The organism is Streptomyces roseoviridis, assembly GCF_039535235.1.
Taxonomy (GTDB): domain Bacteria; phylum Actinomycetota; class Actinomycetes; order Streptomycetales; family Streptomycetaceae; genus Streptomyces; species Streptomyces roseoviridis.
On the sequence record NZ_BAAAWU010000001.1, the window covers coordinates 2,876,213 to 2,898,960 of the forward strand.

The 22,748-nt window shown below is 72.8% G+C and carries 25 protein-coding genes and 1 pseudogene; 12 read left to right on the forward strand and 14 right to left on the reverse strand.

From position 1 onward, the window contains the following. Positions 1-6: 6 nt before the first annotated feature. The 3 genes from ABD954_RS12795 to ABD954_RS12805 all read right to left on the reverse strand — a co-directional run bounded on the left by ABD954_RS12795 (position 7) and on the right by ABD954_RS12805 (position 2,004). Complete coding sequence (locus ABD954_RS12795) at positions 7-396, reverse strand: GtrA family protein (RefSeq protein WP_345492120.1); 390 nt, start codon at positions 394-396, stop codon at positions 7-9. Between the two features lie 77 nt (positions 397-473). After that, entirely contained in the window at positions 474-1,433 is a 960-nt protein-coding gene (locus tag ABD954_RS12800) for a decaprenyl-phosphate phosphoribosyltransferase (protein WP_345486150.1), read from the reverse strand. Then, on the reverse strand, positions 1,426-2,004 hold the full coding sequence (locus ABD954_RS12805) for a phosphatase PAP2 family protein (protein WP_345486151.1): 579 nt from the start codon (positions 2,002-2,004) through the stop codon (positions 1,426-1,428). Before ABD954_RS12805 ends, ABD954_RS12800 begins: the two co-directional genes overlap by 8 nt. Before the next feature lie 164 nt (positions 2,005-2,168). Here ABD954_RS12805 and dprE1 point away from each other — a divergent pair, with 164 nt between their 5' ends. Together dprE1 and dprE2 are read left to right on the forward strand one after the other, a co-directional pair. After that, positions 2,169-3,545: a decaprenylphosphoryl-beta-D-ribose oxidase gene (dprE1, locus tag ABD954_RS12810; protein ID WP_345486152.1), complete on the forward strand. Its 1,377-nt coding sequence runs from the start codon at positions 2,169-2,171 to the stop codon at positions 3,543-3,545. 9 nt (positions 3,546-3,554) lie between these two features. Beyond that, positions 3,555-4,310 (forward strand): decaprenylphospho-beta-D-erythro-pentofuranosid-2-ulose 2-reductase, encoded by a 756-nt coding sequence (dprE2, locus tag ABD954_RS12815; RefSeq protein ID WP_345486153.1) that lies wholly within the window; start codon positions 3,555-3,557, stop codon positions 4,308-4,310. A gap of 100 nt (positions 4,311-4,410) precedes the next feature. Here dprE2 and ABD954_RS12820 read toward each other — a convergent pair whose 3' ends face one another. Together ABD954_RS12820 and trpS are read right to left on the reverse strand one after the other, a co-directional pair. Beyond that, a complete protein-coding gene (locus ABD954_RS12820; protein WP_345486154.1) occupies positions 4,411-5,007 on the reverse strand; it encodes a 2'-5' RNA ligase family protein in 597 nt (198 codons plus the stop codon). 110 nt (positions 5,008-5,117) lie between these two features. Further along, positions 5,118-6,131 carry a tryptophan--tRNA ligase gene (trpS, locus tag ABD954_RS12825; protein WP_345486155.1) on the reverse strand — a complete coding sequence of 338 codons (1,014 nt, stop codon included), beginning with the start codon at positions 6,129-6,131 and terminating at the stop codon, positions 5,118-5,120. 17 nt (positions 6,132-6,148) lie between these two features. Here trpS and ABD954_RS12830 point away from each other — a divergent pair, with 17 nt between their 5' ends. From ABD954_RS12830 to rocD, 3 genes are all read left to right on the forward strand, one after another. After that, the gene (locus ABD954_RS12830; RefSeq protein ID WP_382745643.1) at positions 6,149-6,862 is read left to right on the forward strand and encodes an RNA polymerase sigma factor; all 714 of its coding nucleotides are present in this window, start codon (positions 6,149-6,151) and stop codon (positions 6,860-6,862) included. Then, the gene (locus ABD954_RS12835) at positions 6,855-7,637 is read left to right on the forward strand and encodes a hypothetical protein (protein ID WP_345486157.1); all 783 of its coding nucleotides are present in this window, start codon (positions 6,855-6,857) and stop codon (positions 7,635-7,637) included. Before ABD954_RS12830 ends, ABD954_RS12835 begins: the two co-directional genes overlap by 8 nt. A gap of 143 nt (positions 7,638-7,780) precedes the next feature. Beyond that, positions 7,781-8,986: an ornithine--oxo-acid transaminase gene (rocD, locus tag ABD954_RS12840; protein WP_345486158.1), complete on the forward strand. Its 1,206-nt coding sequence runs from the start codon at positions 7,781-7,783 to the stop codon at positions 8,984-8,986. A 164-nt stretch (positions 8,987-9,150) separates the two neighbouring features. On the opposite strand, the gene ABD954_RS12845 is transcribed toward rocD, so the two are convergent. Further along, entirely contained in the window at positions 9,151-10,341 is a 1,191-nt protein-coding gene (locus tag ABD954_RS12845; RefSeq protein ID WP_345486159.1) for a glutathionylspermidine synthase family protein, read from the reverse strand. 6 nt (positions 10,342-10,347) lie between these two features. Then, a complete protein-coding gene (locus ABD954_RS12850; protein WP_345486160.1) occupies positions 10,348-10,632 on the reverse strand; it encodes a hypothetical protein in 285 nt (94 codons plus the stop codon). A gap of 111 nt (positions 10,633-10,743) precedes the next feature. Here ABD954_RS12850 and ABD954_RS12855 point away from each other — a divergent pair. Next, positions 10,744-11,055 (forward strand): annotated as a pseudogene (locus tag ABD954_RS12855) (hypothetical protein); the annotation flags it as partial. A gap of 123 nt (positions 11,056-11,178) precedes the next feature. On the opposite strand, the gene ABD954_RS12860 reads toward ABD954_RS12855, so the two are convergent. Both ABD954_RS12860 and ABD954_RS12865 read right to left on the reverse strand, forming a co-directional pair. Further along, entirely contained in the window at positions 11,179-11,385 is a 207-nt protein-coding gene (locus ABD954_RS12860) for a DUF397 domain-containing protein (protein ID WP_345486161.1), read from the reverse strand. Then, entirely contained in the window at positions 11,382-12,209 is an 828-nt protein-coding gene (locus tag ABD954_RS12865) for a helix-turn-helix domain-containing protein (RefSeq protein ID WP_345486162.1), read from the reverse strand. The genes ABD954_RS12860 and ABD954_RS12865 overlap by 4 nt, the downstream gene beginning before the upstream one ends. A 357-nt stretch (positions 12,210-12,566) precedes the next feature. Between ABD954_RS12865 and ABD954_RS12870 the strand changes: the two genes are divergently transcribed. The 3 genes from ABD954_RS12870 (at position 12,567) to ABD954_RS12880 (ending at position 14,384) form a co-directional block, all read left to right on the forward strand. Beyond that, positions 12,567-12,809 (forward strand): hypothetical protein, encoded by a 243-nt coding sequence (locus ABD954_RS12870; protein ID WP_345486163.1) that lies wholly within the window; start codon positions 12,567-12,569, stop codon positions 12,807-12,809. A 256-nt stretch (positions 12,810-13,065) separates the two neighbouring features. Beyond that, positions 13,066-13,206, forward strand: a complete 141-nt coding sequence (locus ABD954_RS12875; RefSeq protein ID WP_345486164.1) for a hypothetical protein — start codon at positions 13,066-13,068, stop codon at positions 13,204-13,206. Then, entirely contained in the window at positions 13,203-14,384 is a 1,182-nt protein-coding gene (locus tag ABD954_RS12880) for a methyltransferase domain-containing protein (protein WP_345486165.1), read from the forward strand. The genes ABD954_RS12875 and ABD954_RS12880 overlap by 4 nt, the downstream gene beginning before the upstream one ends. A gap of 284 nt (positions 14,385-14,668) precedes the next feature. On the opposite strand, the gene pdxR is transcribed toward ABD954_RS12880, so the two are convergent. Then, a complete protein-coding gene (gene pdxR / locus ABD954_RS12885) occupies positions 14,669-16,087 on the reverse strand; it encodes a MocR-like pyridoxine biosynthesis transcription factor PdxR (protein ID WP_345486166.1) in 1,419 nt (472 codons plus the stop codon). A gap of 47 nt (positions 16,088-16,134) precedes the next feature. On the opposite strand from pdxR, the gene ABD954_RS12890 reads away from it, so the two are divergent. Beyond that, positions 16,135-16,659, forward strand: coding sequence for a carboxymuconolactone decarboxylase family protein (locus tag ABD954_RS12890; protein WP_345486167.1), 525 nt, complete (start codon positions 16,135-16,137; stop codon positions 16,657-16,659). Continuing rightward, positions 16,656-17,384, forward strand: coding sequence for an isocitrate lyase/PEP mutase family protein (locus tag ABD954_RS12895; RefSeq protein WP_382745640.1), 729 nt, complete (start codon positions 16,656-16,658; stop codon positions 17,382-17,384). Before ABD954_RS12890 ends, ABD954_RS12895 begins: the two co-directional genes overlap by 4 nt. Positions 17,385-17,538: 154 nt before the next feature. Here ABD954_RS12895 and ABD954_RS12900 read toward each other — a convergent pair whose 3' ends face one another. The 3 genes from ABD954_RS12900 to ABD954_RS12910 form a co-directional block, all read right to left on the reverse strand. Beyond that, positions 17,539-18,528 (reverse strand): malate dehydrogenase, encoded by a 990-nt coding sequence (locus ABD954_RS12900; RefSeq protein WP_345486168.1) that lies wholly within the window; start codon positions 18,526-18,528, stop codon positions 17,539-17,541. 316 nt (positions 18,529-18,844) lie between these two features. Next, positions 18,845-19,474 (reverse strand): DUF3017 domain-containing protein, encoded by a 630-nt coding sequence (locus tag ABD954_RS12905; RefSeq protein WP_345492124.1) that lies wholly within the window; start codon positions 19,472-19,474, stop codon positions 18,845-18,847. Further along, positions 19,375-20,235, reverse strand: coding sequence for a bifunctional methylenetetrahydrofolate dehydrogenase/methenyltetrahydrofolate cyclohydrolase (locus ABD954_RS12910; protein WP_345486169.1), 861 nt, complete (start codon positions 20,233-20,235; stop codon positions 19,375-19,377). The genes ABD954_RS12905 and ABD954_RS12910 overlap by 100 nt, the downstream gene beginning before the upstream one ends. Before the next feature lie 228 nt (positions 20,236-20,463). Here ABD954_RS12910 and ABD954_RS12915 point away from each other — a divergent pair, with 228 nt between their 5' ends. Then, positions 20,464-21,132: an RDD family protein gene (locus ABD954_RS12915; RefSeq protein ID WP_345486170.1), complete on the forward strand. Its 669-nt coding sequence runs from the start codon at positions 20,464-20,466 to the stop codon at positions 21,130-21,132. A gap of 84 nt (positions 21,133-21,216) precedes the next feature. On the opposite strand, the gene ABD954_RS12920 is transcribed toward ABD954_RS12915, so the two are convergent. Then, positions 21,217-22,689: a DUF2079 domain-containing protein gene (locus ABD954_RS12920; protein WP_382745638.1), complete on the reverse strand. Its 1,473-nt coding sequence runs from the start codon at positions 22,687-22,689 to the stop codon at positions 21,217-21,219. Positions 22,690-22,748 lie beyond the last annotated feature (59 nt).

Sequence of the window (22,748 nt, forward strand, 5' to 3'; positions counted from 1 at the left end):
TCTCCCTCAGGCGGCGGGGCTCTTGCGGAACACCAGGGTCCGCGTACCCCAGAATCGCAGACAGGTCGCCAGGAACATGCCCACGCCGAGCCCTGACACCGTGTCGGCGCGGGCGGAGGTGAGCCCGAGGCCGTGGTGGGAGACGGCGAGGCAGAGCAGCTGGACGGCGGCGCCGGCGAGGTTCACGGCGAAGAAGGCGGCGTACTCGCGCAGGGCGGGGGCGGCGCGGCGGCGGTAGGGGCCGAGGGCGTTGCCGAGGTAGGCGACGGTGCAGCCGGCCACGAAGGAGCAGACCTTGGCGGCGATCGGGTCCTGGCCGTGGGCGGCGCGCAGCCACAGGAAGACGCCCAGGTCGACGGCGTAGGCCACGCCGCCGACCGCGAGGAATCCGAGCACCTCGCGCGGATGGGCGCGGCCGCCCGTGCGGCGGCCGGCGCGGGCGCCGGTGTGCCGGGGGTCCGGGGAACGCCGGCTCACAGGTCCGCGACCGCCATGCCGTACATCGCCGCCCACACCAGTCCGATGACGGCGAGCGGGCGGTCGCGCAGGACGACGTCCTCGGGTTCGCCCGCCGTGCCGCGGTCGGCGAAGACGGCGTAGCGCAGCACGGCGAGGACGAAGGCGACGACGGAGAGCTGACGCCACGGCAGCAGGGAGCCGGCGGCCACGCCACCGCTCTCCAGGGCCCACAGGCAGTAGCCGAGGACGGCGACCCCGGCGGCGAGCTGCCAGACGAAGCGGAGGTAGCCGGTCGTGTACTGGGTGAGCAGCGCCCGGGTCGCGCCGCCGGCGGCCTCCATCTGCACGGCCTCGGAGTAGCGCTTGGCCGCGACCATGAAGAGCGCGCCGAAGCCCGTGGTGATGAGGAACCAGCGCGAGAGCGGGATCCCGAGCGCGATCCCGCCGGTCATGGCGCGCATGAGGAAGCCGGTGGTGACGACGGTGAGGTCGACGACGAGGACGTGCTTGAGGCGGACGCAGTAGGCGAGTTGCATCGCGAGGTACGCGGTGAGGAGCAGCGCCGTCATCGCGTTGCACAGCAGGGCGCTCGCGAGCGCCGCCCCGAGGCCGAGCACGGCGCCGGTGGCGTACGCGAGGGGTACGGGGACGAGGCCCGCGGCGACGGGGCGGTGCCGTTTCACGGGGTGGGCGCGGTCCGCCTCGGCGTCGCGGGCGTCGTTGACCAGGTAGACGGCGGAGGCGGCGGCCGTGAACAGGACGAAGACCAGGCCGAGCCGGGCCGCGCCGGGCCAGGAGTCGAGCCGGCCCGCGGCGAGAGGGGCCGCGAGGACGAGGGTGTTCTTCACCCACTGGCGCGGGCGGGCGGTCCGCACGAGGCCCCGGGCGACGGCGAGGGCTCCCGGCCGCCCCGGGTACCGGTGTGCTGCGGCGGGCGGGTCGAGGACGGCGATCCCGGTGGTGCGCTCAGCCACGGCGGCCTCCCCCGGTGGCCCCGGTGGCCCCGGCGCGCCCGCCGCTCCCCGTGGCCGCCCGGACCCACGCGCGGCCCGCCGTCGCGGTGGCGGCGCCGAGGAGCGCGCCCGCGGCGACGTCGCTCGGGTAGTGGACGCCGACGACGAGGCGGGAGAGGCACATCGCGGCGGCGGCCGGGACGGCGAGGTTCCGGGCGGGCGGGTGCAGGGCGGTGAAGGCGACGGCGGCCGCGGCGGCGGAGCCGGCGTGGGAGCTGGGGAAGGAGTGCCGGCCGAGGGTGCGCACCAGCGGCGCGTACGTCTCGGCGCACGGCCGGGGCCGTCGTACGACCTGTTTGACGGCCGAGCCCGCCAGGTGGGCGGCACCGATCAGGACGGTCGCGCGCAGCCAGCCGGCGCGGCGCGGCGGGTCCGCGGCCGCGGCGGTGAGCCCGGCGGCGAGCCAGAGCGCCGCGTGTTCGCCGCCGTGCGAGAGCGCGCGGGCGGCGGCCGCCACGGCCGGTCGCCGTCCGCAGGCGCGCAGCGCGGCCAGCACCCGGTGGTCGGCCACGGTCCCGTCCCGGTGTCGCATGAGTCTCGCCCGCCTCCCCGTGCTGCCGTCAACCAGGGGCGACTCTGACGCGCTGGGGCGTCGTACGGCTCGGGACTCTTTCCTGACACTCGTTTAATCACCCATTTCGACGAACCGCCCACCAATCCCGGCATAAGCGACAGTCACGACGATACGGTCACCTCATGGCTGCCGACACACACGCCGACGAGGACTTCGACACCCTCACCGGCTGGGGCCGCACCGCCCCCACCCTCGCCCGCGTGATCCGCCCCCGCACGTACGAGGAGGCCGCCGCCGCCGTCCGCGCGTGCGGCGCCCGCGGGTCGATCGCGCGCGGCCTCGGCCGGGCCTACGGCGACGCCGCCCAGAACGCCGGCGGCGCCGTGCTCGACATGACCGGGCTCGCCCGGATCCGTGCCGTGGACGCCGAGGCCGGGCTGGTCGTCTGCGACGCGGGCGTCAGCCTGCACCGCCTGATGGAGGCGCTGCTGCCGCTCGGCTGGTTCGTGCCCGTCACCCCCGGCACCCGGTACGTGACCGTCGGCGGGGCGCTCGGCGCCGACATCCACGGCAAGAACCACCACGTCTCCGGCTCCTTCTCGCGGCACGTCGTCTCCCTCGACCTGCTCACCGCCGACGGGGAGCTGCGGACGGTCGTCCCCGGCACGCCCCTGTTCGAGGCCACCGCCGGCGGCATGGGGCTGACCGGGGTGATCCTGTCCGTCACCCTCCGCCTGCTGCCCGTCGAGACCTCCCTGATGAGCGTCGACACCGAACGCGCCCGTGACCTCGACGACCTGATGGCCCGTCTCACCGAGGGCGACCACCGCTACCGCTACTCCGTCGCGTGGATCGACCTGCTCGCGCGCGGCGCCTCGACCGGCCGCGCCGTCCTGACCCGCGGCGACCACGCCCCGTACGACGCCCTGCCGGTCCGCGCCCGCCGGGCCCGCCGCTCGCCGCTCGCCTTCCGGCCGGGGCAGCTGCCGGCGGCGCCCGCGTACGTCCCCGAGGGGCTGCTCGGCCGCACGGGCGTGAGCCTGTTCAACGAGCTCTGGTACCGCAAGGCCCCCCGCCGCTCCACCGGCCGCCTCCAGCGGCTCTCCTCCTTCTTCCACCCCCTCGACGGGGTCCCGCACTGGAACCGGCTGTACGGGCGCGGCGGCTTCGTGCAGTACCAGTTCGTCGTCGGGTACGGGCAGGAGGAGACCCTGCGCCGGGTCGTACGGCGGATCGCGAGCCGCGGCTGCCCGTCCTTCCTCGCCGTGCTGAAGCGCTTCGGCGAGGCGGACCCCGGCTGGCTGTCCTTCCCGCTGCCCGGCTGGACCCTCGCCCTCGACATCCCGGCCTCGCTCAGCGGCCTCGGCGCCTTCCTGGACGAGCTGGACGAGGAGGTCGTCGCCGCCGGCGGCCGGGTGTACCTCGCCAAGGACTCGCGGCTGCGGCCCGAACTGCTCGCCGCGATGTACCCGCGGCTCGCCGACTTCCGCGAGCTGCGGGCCGCCCTCGACCCGCGGTCCGTCTTCGTCTCTGACCTGGCCCGTCGCCTCGACCTCTAGGAGATCGCCGTGAAGGACGCCTTCGGCGCCCCCCAGTCCCTGCTCGTTCTCGGCGGCACCTCCGAGATCGGGCTCGCCACCGCGCGCCGGCTGATCGCCCGCCGCACCCGCACGGTGTGGCTGGCCGGGCGCCCCTCCCCCGCCCTGACCGCCGCCGCGGAGTCGCTGCGCGCGCTCGGCGCCGAGGTGCACACCGTGCCGTTCGACGCCCTGGACACCGAGTCCCACGAGGAGCGGCTCGGCAAGCTCTTCACGGAGGGCGACATCGACATGGTGCTGCTCGCCTTCGGCGTCCTCGGCGACCAGGCGCGCGACGAGGCCGACCCGCTCGCCGCCGTCCGGGTCGCCCAGACCAACTACACGGGAGCGGTCTCGGCCGGTCTGGTCTGCGCCCAGGCCCTCCAGGCGCAGGGGCACGGTTCGCTGGTGGTGCTGTCGTCGGTGGCCGGCGAGCGGGCCCGGCGGGCCAACTTCATCTACGGCTCCTCCAAGGCCGGGCTCGACGCCTTCGCGCAGGGCCTCGGGGACGCGCTGCACGGCACCGGGGTGCACGTGATGGTGGTGCGGCCCGGCTTCGTCCGCTCGAAGATGACCGAGGGCCTGGCGGAGGCGCCGCTGGCGACCACCCCGGAGGCGGTCGCGACGGCCATCGAGCTGGGACTGCGGCGCCGCTCGGAGACGGTGTGGGTGCCGGGCACGCTGCGGATGGTGATGGCGGCGCTGCGACACGTACCGAGGCCGCTGTTCCGGCGCCTTCCGGTGTGAGGCCGGCCCCCGGGGGAGCCGCTGATCCGGCCGCCTGCCGATGTGAGGCCGAGCCCCCGGGGGGAGCCGCTGTTCCGGCCCCTGGCGGTGTGGGGCCGGCTCAGCGCGCGGGAGACGCGGCCGGGCTCTCGACCGGGCTTCCGCCCTGGGCCGGGACGGCCGAGGCGGTCCGGCCGCTGCCGAACTCGTAGTCGTAGAGCTTGCGCCACACCTCGTCGGCGCCCTGCTCGTACAGCGCGAAGGAGCGACAGGTCCACTGCGCCGTGTAACCGGCCAGCTCCTCGAAGGCGCGGTCCATCGCCGCGTCGGGGATGCCGTGGGCGACGGTGACGTGCGGGTGGTACGGGAACTGCAGCTCGCGCGGGACCGGGCCGGCCTCGTCGCGGATGCGCTGCTGGAGCCGGTCGCAGCCGAGGGCGCCCTCGACGAGCTTCACGAAGACGACCGGGGACAGCGGCCGGAACGTTCCGGTGCCTTCCAGGCGCATCGTGAACGGGTCGCTGACCGCCGCGATCCCGGCGAGGTGCGCCTCGATCCCGGGCAGCCGCTCCCGGTCCACCTCGGTCGGCGGGAGCAGCGTGACATGGGTGGGAATGCCGTGCGCGGCGGGATCCCCGAAGCCCGCGCGCCGCTCCTGGAGCAGGCTGCCGTGAGGCTCCGGGACCGCGATCGAGACACCGATCGTTACGGTCCCCACTCGTTCTCCTCCATCGTCCCTCGTCGTCCGTCGTCGTCCGCCGGCACCCGTGTGGTGGTGCCGCCGCCAGTGTGCGGCCTGCACCACCCTTTCGGCCAGGGTCCTCGGACTCAGTGCTTGGCGGGCAGGAAGCCCACCTTCGCGTAGGTCTGCGCCAGCGTCTCCGCGGCGACCGCCCGCGCCTTCTCTGCGCCCTTGGCCAGGACCGAGTCCAGCGTCTCGGGGTCGTCCAGGTATTCCTGGGTGCGGGTCCGGAACGGCGTGACGAAGTCCACCATGACCTCGGCCAGGTCGGTCTTGAGGGCGCCGTACATCTTGCCCTCGTAGCTCTTCTCCAGGTCCGCGACCGACGTCTCGGTGAGCACGGACATGATCGTCAGCAGGTTGGAGACGCCGGCCTTGTTCTCCGGGTCGAAGCGGATGACCGTGTCGGTGTCCGTGACCGCGCTCTTGACCTTCTTCGCGGTCGTCTTCGGGTCGTCGAGGAGGTTGATGAGGCCCTTCGGCGTGGACGCCGACTTGCTCATCTTGATCGCCGGGTCCTGGAGGTCGTAGATCTTCGCCGTCTCCTTGAGGATGTACGGCGCCGGGATCGTGAACGTCTCGCCGAAGCGTCCGTTGAACCGCTCCGCGAGGTCGCGGGTCAGCTCGATGTGCTGGCGCTGGTCCTCGCCGACCGGGACCTCGTTCGCCTGGTAGAGCAGGATGTCGGCGACCTGGAGGATCGGGTACGTGAAGAGGCCGACGGTGGCGCGGTCGGCGCCCTGCTTGGCGGACTTGTCCTTGAACTGGGTCATGCGGGAGGCCTCGCCGAAGCCGGTGAGGCAGTTCATGACCCAGCCGAGCTGCGCGTGCTCGGGGACGTGGCTCTGGACGAAGAGGGTGCAGCGCTCCGGGTCGAGGCCGGCGGCGAGCAGCTGGGCGGCGGCGAGCCGGGTGTTGGCGCGCAGCTCCGCGGGGTCCTGCGGGACCGTGATCGCGTGCAGGTCCACCACCATGTAGAAGGCGTCGTGGGACTCCTGCAGCGCGACCCACTGACGCACCGCACCGAGGTAGTTGCCGAGGTGGAACGAGCCTGCCGTGGGCTGGATTCCGGAGAGCACGCGAGGACGTTCAGAGGCCATGCCCATCATTCTCTCAGGTGTGGGAACCGATCCCGGACTGCCGGTGTATCAGAGGTGTGAGGACGCGGGAGGAGAGCCGGCAGGGGGCTCGGGGCGGGTCTCCGGAGGGGTCCGGGGACGGATCCCGGGCCGGGTCCCGGCGGGAGTCTGGGGAGGGGGGCGTCGTCGAGGACGAGGCCGCGGTGATCGCACGCGTACGCGCCGGGGAGGCCGAGGCGTACGCGGAGCTGGTCCGCGCCCACACGGGGGTCGCGCTGCGTGCGGCGGTGGCCTGCGGGGCGGGCGCCGACGCCGAGGACGTGGTGCAGCAGGCCTTCTTCAAGGCGTACCGCTCGCTGGGGCGCTTCAAGGAAGGGGCGTCGTTCCGGCCGTGGCTGCTGAGCATCGTGGCCAATGAGACGAGGAACACACTGCGCTCGGCGGGCCGGCAGCGGGCGGTGGCGGGCCGGGAGGCGGAGCTGCTCGCGGGCGAGCCGCTGATACCGGAGGGCGCGGACCCGGCGGTGGCGGCGGAGGAGCTGGAGCGGCGGCGGCAGTTGCTTGCGGCGCTCGACGCTCTGGGCGAGGAGCACCGCCTGGTGGTGGTCCACCGCTATCTGCTGGAGCTGGACGAGGGGGAGACGGCCGCGGCGCTGGGCTGGCCGCGGGGGACGGTGAAGTCCCGGCTGAGCCGGGCGCTGAAGAAGCTGGGAGCACGGCTTCCGGAGGAAGGGGGTGAGGAGCATGGGTGACCGGGAGGGCGGGCTGCCGAAGGAGCTGCGGGAGCTGGGGCGCCGGCTGCCGGTGCCGGACGTGGACGGCGGGACGATGGCCGAGCGGGTGCTGGCCCAGCTGCTCGCCGAGCGCGTGCCCCCGCCGGCTCCGCCTCCGCGCCGCCTCGCCTGGCTGCGGGACCGCTGGAAGCGGCTGCTCGCCGCGTTCTCCGGGTTGCTGGTGGTGCTGGTGCTGACGCCGCCGGTGCGGGCCGGGGTGGTCGAGTGGCTGGGCTTCGGCGGGGTCGACGTGCGGTACGAGCCGGGTGCGCGGCCCGCACCGGGAGCACCGGTGCCGGGCTGCCCGGCCGGCGGCCCCGGGCTGAGCGTCGCGGAGGCCGGACGGCGGGCCGGGTTCACGCCGGTGCTGCCGCGGGCGCTGGGTGCGCCGGACGCGGTGACCGTCACGGGGGCCGGGCCGCGCGCGGTGGTCGGCCTGTGCTGGCGGGCCGGGGAAGGCAGCGTGGTGCGGCTCGACGTCTTCCCGGGCAGCCTCGACCTGGGCTTCGCGAAGTCGGTGCGCTCCCCTCCTCAGGGGGTGGCGCTGCCGGACGGGACGGAGGCGTACTGGTTCGCCCGGCCGCACCTGCTGACCTTCCCGCTGACGGACCCGGCCGGCGGCAGCTGGACCGCTTCGACCCGCACGGCGGGCCCCACGCTTCTGTGGACCGGGAACGGGGGCGCGCTGACCCTCCGCCTGGAGGGGGTGGCGGACCGGGCGGAGGCGATACGGATCGCGGGCTCGGTTCCGTAGCGGCCGGGCCCGCTCCGGACGGCCGCCGTGGGTGTTTCCACAGTGGCGGGCGCGCCGTCGCGCAGGTTTCCCCGTCCGGTATCCGAGCGACGATAAGAAAGGGGAGCCACACCCGCCCCTCCCGCAGGACGAACGGAGATCCCGTGTCGAGGACGCAAGACGAGATCGCTGCCGCGGACGCGCACAGCGCCCACAACTACCACCCGCTGCCGGTGGTGGTCGCCACCGCCGAAGGGGCGTGGATGACCGATGTCGAGGGGCGCCGCTTCCTCGACCTGCTCGCCGGGTACTCGGCGCTGAACTTCGGCCACGGCAACCGGCGCCTCATCGACGCCGCCAGGGCCCAGCTGGAGCGGGTGACGCTCACCTCGCGCGCCTTCCAGCACGACCGGTTCGCCGAGTTCTGCGCGCGCCTGGCCGAGCTGTGCGGCAAGGAGATGGTGCTGCCGATGAACACGGGGGCGGAGGCCGTGGAGACGGCGGTGAAGACCGCCCGCAAGTGGGGGTACGAGGTGAAGGGCGTGCCGGACGGGCACGCGAAGATCGTGGTGGCGGCCAACAACTTCCACGGCCGGACCACGACGATCGTCAGCTTCTCCACGGACCACGAGGCGCGCGACCATTACGGCCCCTACACGCCGGGGTTCGAGATCGTGCCGTACGGGGACCTGACCGCGCTGGAGAGCGCAGTCACGGAGAACACCGTGGCGGTGCTGCTGGAACCGATCCAGGGGGAGGCGGGGGTCCTGGTCCCGCCGGCCGGTTATCTGCGCGGGGTGCGGGAGCTGACGACCCGGCGGAACGTGCTGTTCATGGCGGACGAGATCCAGTCGGGCCTGGGCCGCACGGGGAAGACCTTCGCGTGCGAGCACGAGGACGTGGTGCCGGACGTCTACATCCTCGGCAAGGCGCTCGGCGGCGGCGTGGTGCCGGTGTCGGCGGTGGTCGCGGACGCGGACGTGCTCGGGGTGTTCCGGCCCGGGGAGCACGGGTCGACCTTCGGGGGCAATCCGCTGGCCTGTGCGGTGGGCCTGGAGGTGATCGCGATGCTGCGCACCGGCGAGTACCAGCAGCGGGCGACCGAGCTGGGCGAGCACCTGCACGCGGAGCTGGGCCTGCTGGTGGGCGGCGGGGCCGTGGAGGCGGTGCGCGGGCGCGGCCTGTGGGCGGGCGTGGACATCGTCCCCGCGAAGGGCACGGGCCGGGAGATCTCGGAACGGCTGATGGAGCGGGGCGTGCTGGTGAAGGACACCCACGGCTCGACGATCCGCATCGCGCCGCCGCTGGTGATCGGCAAGGAGGACCTGGACTGGGGCCTGGAACAGCTCCGGGCGGTTCTGTCGGCCTGAGCCGCCAGGCGCCGCACCGGCCGGCGGGCACCCACCGGCCGGTGCGGCGCCGAGCGTGGGCGGGGACCGGTGGGGGCCGGCGGGCTCCGACGGCCGGGGCCCGGGCCCGTGGTACCGGCTCCGCGGGACGGCGCCCGCGAGCAGGCCCGGTCCGGGCGCCCGCGTCAGAGGATGACGTGCGGGATGAAGCGGGCGTACTCGTCCGTGACGAGGCCCGCCGACTCCCGGATGCCGAGCCCCGCCGACTCGTCCCCGACGGTCCACGCGCCGAGCACCACCCGGTTGCCGTCGAAGTCGGGCAGCGGGGCCAGCTCCTGGTAGCAGCAGGGCTCCTCGCGCCGCACCGGCTCGGCACCCGGCTCGTGGAGGGTGACGCCGGCGCCCTCCCGGCCGAGCAGCGGCTTGGCGACGTAGCCGGGGCCGCCGGCGGCGGCGAGTTCGCGCGGGCCGTCGAGGTAGGCGGGCAGCAGGTTGGGGTGGCCCGGGTTCAGCTCCCACAGGATCGCGAGGAGCGCCTTGTTGGACAGCAGCATCTTCCAGGCCGGCTCGATCCAGCAGGTGGTGCCGGTGCCGCCGCCGTTGTCGAGGGTGTCGAGGACGTACGGGCCGAAGCGGTCCGTGGTCAGCCACTCCCAGGGATAGAGCTTGAAGCAGGCCCGGATGAACCGCAGCCGGTCGTCCACGAAGCGGCCGGAGATCCGGTCCCAGCCGATCCGCTCGACGGAGAGCGCCTCCGTGTCGAGACCGGCCTGCTGGGCGGTCTCGCGCAGATACGCGACGGTCATCAGGTCCTCGCCGAGTTCGTCGCCCTCGGAGTGCACGAAGTGGACCGGGCTGCCGGGCGGCAGCAGGTGCGCCTGCCGCTTCCAGGCGTCGACGAGCCGTTCGTGGAGGGAGTTCCACTGGTCGGCGCCGGGGAAGCGCTCCTCCATCCAGAACCACTGCGGGCTCGCGGCCTCCACCAGGGAGGTGGGCGTGTCGGCGTTGTACTCCAGCATCTTGGCCGGGCCCGTACCGTCGTAGCGGAGGTCGAAGCGCCCGTAGAGGGTGGGGAGTTCGGCCCGGCGGCGCCAGGCCTCGGTGACCCGGGCGACGAGCCGGGGGTCGGTGATGCCAAGCTCGGCGAAACGATCCTTCTCGACGATGTGGGCCGCCGCCGCGAGACACAGCGCGTGCAGCTCCTCGACGACCTCCTCCAGGGCCTCGACCTCGGGCAGGCTGAAGGAGTAGTAGGCGCTCTCGTCCCAGTAGGGCCGCAGCGAGCCGTCGGGGTAGCGGGTCAACGGATAGATCAGCCCCTGCTCCTCGACCGTTTCCTGCCAGCCGGGGCGCGGCTCGATGGTGTGGCGCTCCATGCGGGATCAGCCGCCGGAGGAGGAGGATCCGCCGCCGAAGCCGCCGCTGTCGACGGCCGACTTGTCGAAGCTGCCGCCGCTGGCCCGCCCGCCGCTGACCGATCCGCCGTAGTAGTAGCGGCCGCTCGTGGACGAGCCGTCACCACTGGAGTCGCACTTGTAGTCCGGCAGTTCCTTGTAGGTGACCGGGTCGACGCAGCGGCGGTCGGGTTCCGAGCCGCATGCGGTGAGCGTGGCCGCGAGCACGCTCACGCCGCCGAGCACCACCGTGCCGGACCTCAGTCTGCGCATGTTCCGTTCTCCCCTGTCCGCCCGGCGACGCCGCCCGTGCCTGGTTGCGATCGCACAGTGTAGGCCCGGGGCGCAGGGGCGCCCGCCTCCCGTCGCACTGGAGTCCCTTTCGTGCTTCTTGGGAGGGTGTGCGCACTGGGTTCCGCGCTCTGCTTCGGCGCCGCGCCGGTGTTCCAGGCACTCGGCGCCCGGGCCGCCGCGCCGGGCACGGGCGGCGGAGTCGACGTCGCCCTGATGTGGCGGGCACTGCGCCAGTGGCGGTACGTGGCCGGGCTCGGCCTGGACGGTCTCGGCTTCCTGCTCCAGATCGTGGCCCTGCGGACGCTGCCGATCTACGTGGTGGGGGCGTCGCTCGCGGCCGGTCTCGCCGTGACGGTGCTGACCGCCTCACGACTGCTCGGGGTGCGGCTGCGCCGGATCGACCGGGACGACCCGGCCGACCCGCCCTCCACGCCCTCCTCCTCGGCGGCACCGCGGCCTACGTGCTCTACGACAAGGCCCCGCCAGGCTCCCTGCTGGGGACGGGCGGGGCGGGGCCTTGGCAGTTCAGGCGTCGAGCTTGCCGTCCTTGACCCCCGCGATGAACGAGGAGAACGCGACGACGGGCACGGCCAGGGCCGGGCCGCTCGGGTCCTTGGAGTCACGGACGGGAACGACGCCGCGGGAGACGGCGAGATTGCGGGCGACCTCCACGCAGTTGCCGCCGTTGTTGCTGTAAGAGGACGTGAACCACTGCGGGTGTTCGGTCGTCACGGGTAACCCTTTCGCGCTTCGCTGATCATCGCCACGGAGTCCGCTTGCGTGAGCGATTCGGCCTGAAGCTGATGGTAGGCCGTCAACATGGGCAGCACACTCGCCGTTTCACGCTGCAAGTGGCCCTGTGCCTGGGATTCGGCGTACGCGATGACTGTCCAGTCGGGCAGGGTCAGGAGGTTGACGGGCAGGCCGAAGGTTCGCCGCTCACCTATGTGGAACGGGGCCACCTGGACGACCGTAAAGGGCAGCTGGGCAAGCTCCACCAAGCGGTCGAGCTGGTCGCCCATGACCTTCGGACTGCCGATCGGACGACGGATGCAGCTCTCGTCCATCACGATCATGAGCGTAGGCGGGTTCGCCCGCATGATCGCCGCTTGCCGTTCCGCAAGGAAGTCGACGCGCTCCCTTGCCTGCTCGGCTGTGATGGCACCCCGGCGCACGGCACTGTCCGCGAGAACCTGGGCGTACTCCGGCGTCTGCATCAGGCCAGGAATGATCCCGACCTCGAACAACCTCAGCTCTACAGCTCGCCCCTCGTGCTCCACGTACTCGGGAAAGCCCTCCAGGAGGGCCCCTTGCGTCATCTCGCGCCACTCACGCTCGAACGTGTCGCTGGTCCCCAACGCCGCGTCCGCGCGCCGAGCGAGGCGCAAGGTCGGCATCTTGCGTCCAGTTTCAACGGACGAGATATGCGTCGACGAGTACTCCATCGCCTCGCCCAACTCATCCTGGGACCAGCCCCGTTCCTGCCGCAGCCTGCGCAGACGCGCTCCGAATGCCGCTTGCGGGGATGCGTCCGGGTCTAACTCTTTGATGTTCAAGGGCCCGTCACCAACCTTCCGTCCTTTCCTGACACGTTGAAAGGCTCTCGACTGTAGGCCACTCTGGCGACGCTTCGCAGTTGGAGCGCTACGGAGAGGATCGATCGTGCTCGAACATGACGCTCGTCCGGATCCGGGACCGACGATGGTCCCCGGCCTCGGAACGTTCATGGTGGAAGACACCGAGACGGGGCCCAGGCTCGGCAGGGTGACCTCGTGGGACGGTGAACTGGTCCGCCTCACACCCCCCGGCGGAGGCGCCGCATGGACCGCCGGCCTTGACGCGCTGCGCCGACCGACCGAGGAGGAGTGCACGCGTATCCGCGTTCTCACCACGCGGGTGACGGAGGTGGAGCGGTGACGGGCGAGCGTCCGAGCCGCCCGCAGCATCCTCCGGCGCTGTCCGAGGACGAAGGATTCCCCTCCCGTGTCGAGCCGGCCGAGGGGTGCGGGGCCTGCGGCGTCCTGGCGCAGTGGTCCCGCTACTACTCCGCGGGGGGCGACGGTTCCCGCGCCACGGACTGCGTGGTGGAGATCCGGAACCATCCGCACGAGCCGCCGAAACTGGCCATCCCCGAGGGCACCCCACCGCGGCGGTGACGGCGACCGGCTGGGCACTGCTCGCACCATCCACAGACTTCCGAGATCCGGCGGAGTCCGTTCCCCGGCAGTGAACGGGCACGACGAATCAGACCGGCGTCCCGCCGGGTCTCGGAGCCGAACACCCCGGGCGCATCCTGTCCGACCCGCGCCGACGCGTCCGGGGGCAGCACGCCCGCCCGGTGGTCCCTCCGTGGGGACGGAAGACCGCCGGGCGGGTTCCGCAGAAGGCCATGACCGACAAGAGGAGAACAGCATGGGATGGGGAACGGGCAAGGGCGGCAGCGGCGGCAACGGGCAGCACTCCGGGGGCAAGGACCCGGGCACGTCCAAGCCGTCGTCCGACACGGCCAAGCCGAAGGACCCGCCGAAGCACAAGAAGGACGAGCGCGCGTGACGGCAACGGATCTCGCAGCGACCGAGCGCATCGCCCTCTGCGGTCTGCTCGGCGCGGTGAACGACGACCTGGGTACGCCGATGGGGTCCGAGTGGGAGCGTGCGGCGTGGGCCGTGCCCCGCTCCACGTTCGTCCCCGAGCGCATCTACCTGGGTGACGAACTGGAGCCGTGCGACCGCACCAACGCCCCGGAAACGTGGCTGCGGGCGGTCTACGCGAACGACTCCGTGGTGACGCAGATCAACGACGGCGAGGACCCCGAGGGCGGGGAACGGTGGGCGTCCTCGTCCGCGAGCGCCCCGAGCATCGTGTTCCGGATGCTGCACATGCTCGACGTGCACGACGGACACAGGGTCCTGGAGATCGGCACCGGAACCGGCTGGAGCGCGGGTCTCCTGGCCCACGCCGCCGGCCCGGGGAACGTGACGACCGTGGAAGTCGACCCCGCGTTGGCGTCCGAAGCGCGGGAACGGCTCTGCGGGAAGGACGTGCCCGCGGACGTGATCACCGGCGACGGTGCCGAGGGGTACGCGGACCACGCTCCGTATGACCGGCTCGTGGCGACGTGCTCCGTGCGGTCCGTCCCGCGTCCATGGGTCGACCAGGTGAAGCCCGGGGGCGTCATCCTGACGCCGTGGGAAAGCCCCTGGGTCTGCTACGGGCTGCTGCGCATGACCGTGGACGACACCGGCACCGCGTCGGGCCCGTTCTCGCCTCACTCCGCGTTCATGCTCATGCGGAACCAGCGCACGGACCTGCGGATCTACCGGGACGTGGTGCGCGACGACCACCAGCCCGACGAGTCGACCACCAGCCTTCCGCCGTGGCGGGTGACCGGTGACGACCTGGCCGCGCAGTTCGCCATGGGGCTACAGCTCCGAGACGTGTGGTGGACGTGGCACGACAAGCCGGACGTGGAGGGGGTCACCTCCCGGCTGTGGGTCGCCACGACCGACGCCACGTCGTGGGCCGCCGTGGACTGGGACGGGGAGTCGGACGACCGGTTCACGGTGTGGCAGCACGGCCCGCGCCGACTCTGGGGCGAGGTGGAAGCGGCACACGCATGGTGGCTGCTGCACGACCGTCCCGGCCCGGAACGCTTCGGCCTGACAGTCACCGCCACGGGAGAGTCCGCGTGGCTGGACACCCCCGATCAGCCCGTCCCCACGGCGCGCTGATCTGTAAGACCGCCCCGTCCGTGCGCTGCCCCCGTGGTGCATCGGCGGGGCTCGCTCTCGGGGATGCGGGAGCGAAAGAGAGCGACGACCGGCCCGTACGCCCTGGACGACGGCATGGGGAATTCCGGAGGGATCAGCGAACGGCTCCGGGCGGTCGAACGCGGCACGTGCGGCGTGAACCACCCGTACACGGACGAGGGCCCCCGTTCCCCGTGTCCGCGTTCGCCGTCGCGGGGTGACCGCGTGGCCCGCGAATGGTCAGAGCCGAGCGGGGCACCTTCGCGTCACGAGTCCGGCAGGACGCGCATCAGCGCCTCCAGCGCGCCCGACCAGGCGCTGTCCGGGGGTGTCGCGTAGCCGACGACGAGGGCGTCGCGGGAGGGGGGTGCGGTGGGGTGGCGGAAGCGGTTGACGCCCAGGAGGGCGAGGCCCTGGAAGGCGGCGGCGCGGGTGACGGACGCCTCGGTGCCGGCGGGCAGTTCCAGGACCGCGTGGAGTCCGGCCGCGATGCCGCTGATCCGGGTCGCGGGCGAGCGGGCGGCGACCGCCTCCACCAGTTGGTCGCGGCGGCGCCGGTAGCGCAGCCGCATCGCGCGGACGTGCCGGTCGTACGCCCCCGAGGCGAGGAACTCCGCGAAGGTCAGCTGGTCCGTGGCGCTGGACATCCAGTCCACCTTTCCCTTCGCCGCCGCCACCTCCTCGACGAGGTGCTCCGGCAGCACCATCCATGCCAGCCGGAGCCCCGGCGCGAGCGACTTGCTCGCGGTGCCGAGGTAGACCACACGCTCCGGGTCCAGGCCCTGGAGCGCGCCGACCGGCTGGCGGTCGTAGCGGAACTCCCCGTCGTAGTCGTCCTCCAGGATCAGGCCGCCCGCCGCGCGCGCCCAGTCGACGGCCGCCGCCCGCCGGTCGGGCAGCAGCGCGCCGCCCAGCGGGAACTGGTGGGCGGGGGTCATCAGGACCGCTCCCGCACCGGCCAGCTCCCCGCATCCCAACTCCTCGGTGCGGGTGCCGTGTTCGTCGAGGGGCAGGGCGGGCATCCGGATGCCGGCGCGGCCCAGCAGGTCCCAGTGGATGTCGAGGCCGTACGACTCGACGGCCACCTCCCGCACGCCACGGGCGCGGAGCACCTGCCCGATGAGCATCAGTCCGTGCACGAACCCGGAGCAGACGACGATCCGTTCCGGCGTCGCGTACACGCCCCGCGCCCTGGCCAGGTATTCGGCGAGCACGGTGCGCAGTTCGATCCGGCCGCGCGGGTCGCCGTAACCGAAGGCCTCGTGGGGCGCGGCCATGAGTGCCTTGCGGGATGCCTTGAGCCATTCGGCGCGCGGGAAGGAGGCGAGGTCGGGCGTGCCGGGCCGCAGGTTGTACGTGGGCTTGCCGCTCGGGGGCGGCGGGACGGGCGCCCGGCCGGGGGTCGTGGGGCGACGGGGGGCCGACCTGGGCGCCACCCGGGTCCCGGAGCCCTGCCGGGCCGTGAGCCAGCCTTCGGCGACCAGCTCCGCGTACGCGTCGGCGACGGTGTTGCGGGCCACGCCGAGGTCGGCGGCGAGGGCGCGCGAGGACGGCAGCCGGACGCCCGCCGCGAGCCGACCGCTGCGCACGGCTTCCCGCAGGGCGTCCATCAGCCCGTTGCGCAGGCCCTTCCCCGTCATCTCCAGATGCAGGTCGACGCCGAAAGTGGCCCAGTCCTTCCCCATGGAAGTGGACCATACCCGGGCACCACTGGGCCCGTACGGTCATCGTCATGACGACCATCGCCCAGGAACTGCACCGACCGCGCACCCCGAGCCCGTACGCCGCCGAGCACCCGCCCCGGCTCGCCTTCGCCGAGCAGCACCCGGAGTTCTACAAGGCCATGGTGGGCCTGGAGATCGCCGCGTCGAGGCACATCGACCCGACCCTCTACGAATTGATCAAGATCCGTGCCTCGCAGATCAACAACTGCGCGTTCTGCCTGGACATGCACAGCAAGGACGCGCTCGCGGCCGGTGAGAGCGTGCAGCGGATCGTCCAGCTGTCCGCCTGGCGCGAATCGCGGCACTTCTACACCGAGCGCGAACTGGCCGCCCTCGCCCTGACGGAGGCCGTCACCGTCCTCACCGACGGCTTCGTTCCCGACGAGGTGTACGCGCAGGCCGCCGCGCACTTCGACGAGGCCGAACTCGCGCAGGTGATCGGCGCGATCACGGTCATCAACGCCTGGAACCGGATCGGCGTCACCACCCGCACGACCCCGGGTCACTACACCCCCGGCGCGTACAAGCGGTGAGCGCCGCGGGTGCCGAGGTGCTGCGCGAGCTGCACCTCGTGCGGGCCGGCAGCCGCCGCCCGCTGGTCCTGCCCGGCCCCTGGGACGCGGCCTCCGCGCGCGCCTTCGAGGCGGCCGGGTTCCCGGCCCTGGCCGTCCCGAGCGCGGGGGTCGCCGCCGCACTCGGTCACGAGGACGGCGCCACCCCGGCCGCCGAGATGTTCGCCGCCGTGGCACGGATCGCCCGGGCCGTGTCCGTACCGGTCACCGCCGATGTCGAGGGCGGCTACGGCCTCTCCCCGAAGGAGCTGGTGCACCGGGTCCTGGAGACCGGCGCGGTCGGGGTGAACCTGGAGGACTCCGACCGCGCGCACGGCCTGGAGGAGCCCGCCGCGCAGGCGGACTTCCTCGCGGCGGTACGGGCGGAGGCCGGAGGGGAGCTCTTCGTCAACGCGCGCGTCGACACGTACCTCCACGGGCACACCGCGGCCGCGGCGGTCGAGCGGGCCCTGCTCTACGAGGCGGCCGGGGCCGACTGCGTCTACCCGATCACGGCACCGGCCGGGGACCTGCCGGAGATCCGGGCGGCGGTCCGCGGACCGCTCAACTTCCTCTTCCGGCCCGGGGATCCGTCGTTCGCGGAGCTGGGACGGCTCGGCGCGACCCGGATCACCTTCGGGCCGGGGCTGCTGCTGCGCACCCTGGTGCACGTCGGCGAACTGGCCGAGGAGCTGCTCACGTCCTGACGGCCGGTGGAGGGAACGGTTTTTCGAAGCGGTAACCGGCCGGGGGCGGCTGGAAACGCGCGGCGCCCCCGGCCGGTGGGGCCGGGGGCGCCGCGTCGAGAACGGGTGCCCTGGTGGGCTCGGGGGCCCAGCCGGTTCAGCGCGCTCGGCGGACTCAGATGAGGCCGAGCTCGCGGACCGCGTCGCGCTCCTCGGCGAGCTCCTTGACGGAGGCGTCGATGCGGGCGCGGGAGAACTCGTTGATGTCCAGGCCCTGGACGATCTCGTACTTGCCGTCCTTGCAGACGACCGGGAAGGAGGAGATCAGGCCCTCGGGGACGCCGTAGGAGCCGTCCGACGGGATGCCCATGGAGGTCCAGTCGCCCTCGCGGGTGCCGTTGACCCAGGTGTGGACGTGGTCGATGGCGGCGTTGGCGGCGGAGGCGGCGGAGGACGCGCCACGGGCCTCGATGATCGCGGCACCGCGCTTGGCGACGGTCGGGATGAAGGTGTCGGCCAGCCACGCCTCGTCGTTCACGACCTCGGCGGCGTTCTTGCCGGCGATCTCCGCGTGGAAGATGTCCGGGTACTGGGTGGCGGAGTGGTTGCCCCAGATGGTGAGGCGCTTGATGTCCTCGACGGAGGCGCCGGTCTTCTGGGCCAGCTGCGACAGGGCGCGGTTGTGGTCCAGGCGGGTCATCGCGGTGAAGCGCTCGGCCGGGACGTCCGGGGCCGACTGCTGGGCGATGAGGGCGTTGGTGTTGGCCGGGTTGCCGACGACGAGGACCTTGATGTCGTCCGCGGCGTGGTCGTTGATGGCCTTGCCCTGGGGCTTGAAGATGCCGCCGTTGGCGGAGAGCAGGTCACCGCGCTCCATGCCCGCGGTGCGCGGGCGGGCGCCGACGAGCAGCGCGATGTTGGCGCCCTCGAAGCCCTTGTTCGGGTCGTCGAAGATGTCGATGCCCTTGAGCAGCGGGAAGGCGCAGTCGTCGAGCTCCATGGCGGTGCCCTCGGCGGCCTTGACGCCCTGCGGGATCTCGAGGAGGCGCAGCTTGACCGGCACGTCCGCGCCGAGCAGGTGGCCGGAGGCGATGCGGAAGAGCAGCGCGTAGCCGATCTGGCCGGCCGCGCCGGTCACGGTGACATTCACGGGAGTGCGGGTCATGGCGATCTCCGTAAGACAGCTGGCGGTGGGGGTCCCTGCCCCTGGTGGTGGGATAACCCCTCTTGATCGATCGGTGTCTCGACATGAAGAGATATCCAGCGGTCAGGCTATCCGACCCGGGCCCCGCCCAATCCCCGCCCCCTTGTGGGACGGCTCACTGCCACCCGCCTACCGGACAGGGAGGTACCGGAATGGTCACCTCCGTGCCACAGCGCGCCAGCAGCCCTTGAACCACCCTTGGCACGTACATGACTCTTGATCGCGGGGCGCCCGTCCTCCCTCGGGGGAGAGGACGGGCGCCCCGTTCTGCCGGCGGCTACGTCACCGTGAGGTGGAGGACGTCCTCCAGGAACGGGATCCGCAGCCAGGGCTCCGGCTGCACCATGAGCGCCAGCAGCACGATCAGGCCGCCCATCACCCCGTACGTGATCATGTCGGTGAACCGCGAGCGCACTGCCAGCATGCCGACGGAGGGCAGGGCGCGCCGCAGCACCGCCCCGGTCAGGAGCGCGACCCCGACCAGCAGGGTGCCGACCCGGAACGACTGCGGGAACAGGTCGGTGCCGGTGATGAGCAGGCCGAGCGCGGCCATCCCGAGCACGGTGAGCAGCGGCCACTGACGGGCCGGCGCCGGGGCGTCCCCGGATGCCGCCCGGCCGCCGCCCTCAGGACGGGCGGTCGTCGTGGTCAGCTTCGCGCGGGGGTGCCGGCGCGAGACGGGCGCGCCGGCCGCGTCGGCGGCACCGTCCGTACCACCCGTACCGCCGGACCCGCTCGCGGCTCCCGCCCCGTCCGCCCGGCCCGGCTCCTCCGGCGTGGCGGCGGAGGACACGGAGGAGGACACGGTCAGCGGATCCCGGCCGCGCGCTCCGCGGCCTCGACGACGTTCACCAGGAGCTGGGCGCGGGTCATCGGGCCGACGCCGCCGGGGTTCGGCGAGATCCAGCCGGCGACCTCGGCGACGCCGGGGTGCACATCGCCGACGATCTTGCCCTCGTCGTTGCGGGAGACGCCGACATCGAGCACGGCCGCGCCCGGCTTCACGTCCTCCGGCTTGATCAGGTGCGGCACACCGGCCGCCGCGACGATGATGTCGGCGCGCCGCAGGTGGGCCGCGAGGTCCTTGGTGCCGGTGTGGCACTGCGTCACGGTCGCGTTCTCGGAGCGGCGGGTGAGCAGCAGCGGCATCGGGCGCCCGATGGTGACACCGCGGCCGACGACCACGACCTCCGCGCCCTTGATCTCGACGCCGTGCCGGCGCAGCAGCGTGATCACGCCGTTCGGTGTGCACGGCAGCGGGGCGGGCTCGTTGAGGACCAGCCGGCCGAGGTTCATCGGGTGCAGGCCGTCGGCGTCCTTGGCCGGGTCCATCAGCTCCAGGATGCGGTTCTCGTCGATGCCCTTGGGCAGCGGCAGCTGCACGATGTACCCGGTGCACGCCGGGTCCTCGTTGAGCTCCCGCACGACCGCCTCGATCTCCTCCTGGGTGGCGGAGGCGGGCAGTTCGCGCTGGATGGAGGCGATGCCGACCTGGGCGCAGTCGCGGTGCTTGCCCGCGACGTACTTCTGGCTGCCCGGGTCGTCCCCGACCAGGACGGTGCCGAGTCCGGGCGTCACGCCCCGCTCCTTGAGGGCCGCCACACGGGCGGTCAGGTCGGACTTGATCGCGGCTGCGGTGGCCTTGCCATCGAGAATCTGGGCGCTCATGCGGGCCATCCTCCCGGATGGACCCCGCCGGTTTCCAATTCGGAAGCCGAGATTGCAGATGCACAACCGCACCGCCTACCGACTGGACAAGGAGTCGGCACTTGACGACGATGATCTGCGCAGTGCCGCGGGCAGTGCTGGGGGGACAGACCGCTCTTTTGTGTTCGCTGACTTTTCCTCGGTGCGGGCCGCGTCGTCCCCGCAAAGACCCCACGGAGGAACCCCCCCATGAGCTTCGGCGACCCGAACAACCCCTACGGGCAGCAGCCCGGCTACGGCCAGCCCCAGGGACAGCCGGGCTACGGCCAGCCCCAGGGTCAGCCCGGTTACGGCCAGCCCCAGGGTCAGCCCGGTTACGGCTACCCGCAGCAGGCCCCCCAGGGCGTGCCGCAGCAGTACGGCTACCCGCAGGCGCCGCCGGTCCAGCAGCCGTACGGCGGCGGCTACCCGCAGGCCCCGATGGGCTACGGCGCCCAGCCGCCGCTGGCGCACTGGGGCTGGCGCTTCCTGTCCCGCCTGATCGACTCCCTCATCATGCTCGTCCCGTACTACCTGCTGGGCGGCATCGGCATGGCGATGTCCGACGGCCAGGGCAGCGGCGTGGGCGGTGTCCTGGCCCTGATCGGGCTGCTCTACATGGTCGGCATGTTCTTCTTCCAGATCTACAAGGAGGGCGCCACCGGCCAGACCATCGGCAAGAAGCTCGTCGGCACGCGCACCCTCAAGGAGGCGACCGGCGCCCCGCTCGGCTTCGGCATGGCCTTCGTGCGCCAGCTGGCCCACTTCGTCGACAGCATCGCCTGCTACATCGGCTACCTGTGGCCCATCTGGGACGACAAGAAGCAGACCTTCTCCGACAAGATGTGCAGCACGGTCGTCATCAAGGAGAACCGCTGACCGCGGCACCCTGACGGGCTGACGGACGTACGCGGGCGGGCCCCCGGTTCGAGGAGAACCGGGGGCCCGCCCGCGTACGTACGCCTACGTCCGCTTCAGCACCACGAACTGCCCGGCCCGCGCCGACACCTCGTAGCGCGCCTCCGGGTGCAGCTGGGAGGCCAGGCCGACCGGGTCGGTGACCGGCTGGGACCAGCCGGAGGCGAGGTCGAGCGCCAGGTAGTCGGGGCTGACGCCCTGCGCCCCGCCGACCCAGTAGACCGTGCGGTCCCCGGTGAGGTGGGCCATGAGCGTCACGTTGGTCTCCACGCTCGCGCCCTCCGGCACCGCGGCCACCGCCTGCCGCGCGTCCAGGGTGCGGGCGTCGGTCCGGTAGGTCTCGGAGCGCAGCAGCTCGCGCAGTGGCATGTCCAGGGCGTGCACGATCGCGATCGCCGTGACGACGGGGACGACGACCTTCCCGTACGAGGCGAGCCAGGGGCGCGGCGAGCTGCGGACGGCGCGGACCGCGTCGACCAGGGCGAGGAAGACGACCGGCATGAGGATGGCGCTGTAGTGCCAGAACATGCCCCAGTGGTTGGGGTCGTGCGAGAGGAAGCGCCAGCCGAGGGTCGGCAGCACGAGCAGCATCAGCGGCGACCGCAGGCACAGGAAGCCGGTGATGCCGACGAGGAAGAGGAGCATCTCCCACTTCTCGCCGTGCGCGAAGGCCCCGAGGAGGGAGTCGAGGAACGAGACCTCGGCGCCGTCGCCGGTCTTCTCGATCTTGGCCCAGTAGTCGTACTGGCCGACCCGGCTCGCGGCCGGGATGAGGACCAGCACCGTCAGCGCGAAGAACGCCGCGCCGAAGCCGGCGAGGGCGGCGCCGAGCCGCTTCTGGCCCTTGACGGCGAGGACCGCGCCGACCATGGCGACCGTCAGGCCCATGTCCTCCTTGACGAGGACCAGCGGCACGGACCAGGCGACGGCCGCGTTCCAGCGGCCGAGGAGCAGGGCCCGGCAGACCAGGGCGAGCAGCGGGACGGCGAAGGCGATCTCGTGGAAGTCGGACTTGACCGCTTCCTGGAGCCCCCAGGACAGCCCGTACGCCACGGTGAGGCCGATCCCGGCGGCACGGCTGCCGAGCACCTGCTGGGCGGTGCGGCCCACGACGACGGCGGAGGCGGCGAACAGCGCGGCCTGGGCGAGGAGCAGGACGAGCGGGGAGGACCACACCCAGTAGAACGGCGCGAGGAGCGCCGTCACCGGACTGAAGTGGTCCCCGAGTATGAGGAAGCCGGGGCCCTTGATGTCGACGATCGGGGCGCGCAGCTCGGCGTAGGCCCGGACCGACTGCTCGAAGATCCCGAGGTCCCAGGAGGGCGTGCGGAAGCGCTCGTACTGGACCCACGAGTAGAGGAAGTACAGGCCGCCGAGCACCGTCGCGATCAGCGCGTACGGGAGGAGGGGCGCGGCCGCGGGCGCCGGCGGTGCCGCCGGAACCTCCTCGCCGGACGGGCGCCGGCCGTCCGCCGGGGCGGAGGCCGCCGCCGCGGAACCGTCGTGCACATCCAACACCGTGCCCCCATGGACCAGCCGCCGACAAAGAGCAACCCATTAGAACAGAACCACCCGAC

Coding starts and splice junctions, on each gene's coding strand:
- ABD954_RS12805 (WP_345486151.1), bottom strand. CDS start 2,004: ATGCGACACCGGGACGGGACCGTGGCCGACCACCGGGTGCTGGCCGCG.
- ABD954_RS12900 (WP_345486168.1), bottom strand. CDS start 18,528: ATGACCCGCACTCCCGTGAATGTCACCGTGACCGGCGCGGCCGGCCAG.
- trpS (WP_345486155.1), bottom strand. CDS start 6,131: ATGGCCTCTGAACGTCCTCGCGTGCTCTCCGGAATCCAGCCCACGGCA.
- ABD954_RS12890 (WP_345486167.1), top strand. CDS start 16,135: ATGACGACCATCGCCCAGGAACTGCACCGACCGCGCACCCCGAGCCCG.
- ABD954_RS12835 (WP_345486157.1), top strand. CDS start 6,855: ATGGGTGACCGGGAGGGCGGGCTGCCGAAGGAGCTGCGGGAGCTGGGG.
- pdxR (WP_345486166.1), bottom strand. CDS start 16,087: ATGGGGAAGGACTGGGCCACTTTCGGCGTCGACCTGCATCTGGAGATG.
- ABD954_RS12850 (WP_345486160.1), bottom strand. CDS start 10,632: ATGCGCAGACTGAGGTCCGGCACGGTGGTGCTCGGCGGCGTGAGCGTG.
- ABD954_RS12910 (WP_345486169.1), bottom strand. CDS start 20,235: ATGAGCGCCCAGATTCTCGATGGCAAGGCCACCGCAGCCGCGATCAAG.
- ABD954_RS12845 (WP_345486159.1), bottom strand. CDS start 10,341: ATGGAGCGCCACACCATCGAGCCGCGCCCCGGCTGGCAGGAAACGGTC.
- ABD954_RS12915 (WP_345486170.1), top strand. CDS start 20,464: ATGAGCTTCGGCGACCCGAACAACCCCTACGGGCAGCAGCCCGGCTAC.
- dprE1 (WP_345486152.1), top strand. CDS start 2,169: ATGGCTGCCGACACACACGCCGACGAGGACTTCGACACCCTCACCGGC.
- ABD954_RS12875 (WP_345486164.1), top strand. CDS start 13,066: ATGGGATGGGGAACGGGCAAGGGCGGCAGCGGCGGCAACGGGCAGCAC.